The organism is Chthonomonas sp. (genome assembly GCF_035294505.1).
Taxonomy (GTDB): domain Bacteria; phylum Armatimonadota; class Chthonomonadetes; order Chthonomonadales; family Chthonomonadaceae; genus Chthonomonas.
Genome location: NZ_DATGKU010000143.1, coordinates 1 through 1274 on the forward strand (window position 1 = coordinate 1; position 1274 = coordinate 1274).

Here is a 1274-nt window from a genome sequence, read left to right on the forward strand (position 1 = left end):
GCGATACCTGACAGAACACCCGGTACAGCGCCAATCGAGATCAAGGCCAAACGCGGCGACTGGAAATAGGCCGTCAACAACACAAGGATAACAAACACCGCTACACCCAAACCAATGCTCAACGCCTTGAACATCTCCATCATCGCCGGCAACTGACCCATCAACTCCACACGTACCCCACGCGGCGGCTCCCCAGCCTCCTGCACAGCTTGCTGCACCTGACGCGAAGCCCGACCCATGTCCTCGCCTTCCACATTGGCCGTCAGCGTCAAATAACGCTGCGACATGTCCCGATCCAATTCCCCAGGACGAAAACCTTTGCGAACCTTGTTCCCCACAATCACATCGCGGACCATCAAGTTGACGACAGGATTGACAGTGTGAATCGGCAAAATCTCAACGTCTTCGGGTTTGGTCAAGCGTTTGGGCGGCACCTCAACCTGAACCAGATAGTCAAAGCCTGTCTTGACATCAATCCAATAATTGAGATTGGTAAAACGCGTCGAACAGGTGGACATGTCCAAAGCCTGCCGCACATCATCAACCGTGGCACCGCTCAAACCCGCCTTCTCCCGATCAATCTCTACCTCATACGTGGGATAATCCAACTGCTGCTCAAAACCCACATCACGCAGATGCGGAATGCGTCTCATGCCCGCAAGAATCTTCTCCGCATGTTGACGCACCATCTTCAAATCGGTGCCAACCAAACGAACCGCTATCGGCGTCTGTGAACCAAAACTCATGACTTCACTGACGATGTCGCCAGGACCAAAACCAAAAGTGCACTTATTGGCTTCGGCCAAGGCTTCCTTGGGAGACAGACCGCCTTTTTGCAAGCGTTGGGCCATCCAGGGGATGACACGTTCCGGGAAGAGGCGACGCAGCCGTTCACGGAACTCTTTGAGTTTGATGCCGCTGTTTTCCTGGAGGGCGACGCGGAGATAGCCATCGTCGGGGCCACGCATGAACAGAGCCATGTTGTCGATACCGAAGTTGGGGGCGACCTGGCCGACAAAGCCCATCGTGATGGCGATGTTTTCGGCCTTGGCTTCTTGCTCGATGACCTCCAGGCATTTGACGGCCATTTCGCGTGTCAGGTCGTAGGTGGAGCCTGGGGGTGGCCGGAAGCGGAGGACGAACTGTCCGGAATCGATTTGTGGGAACAGTTCGGTGCCCACCTGCAGGCCGAGGAACACAAGGATGAGGGTACAAGCAGCGAAATAGCCGGGGACCACGATCCAACGCAGACCAACAAACCACTGCACTATCTT

The 1274-nt window shown here is 55.3% G+C and carries 1 protein-coding gene; it reads right to left on the bottom strand.

Going from position 1 to position 1274, the window contains the following annotated elements:
• On the bottom strand, window positions 1–1274 hold a 1274-nt coding region (locus VKV18_RS08190), incomplete at both ends, for an efflux RND transporter permease subunit (protein ID WP_324203720.1).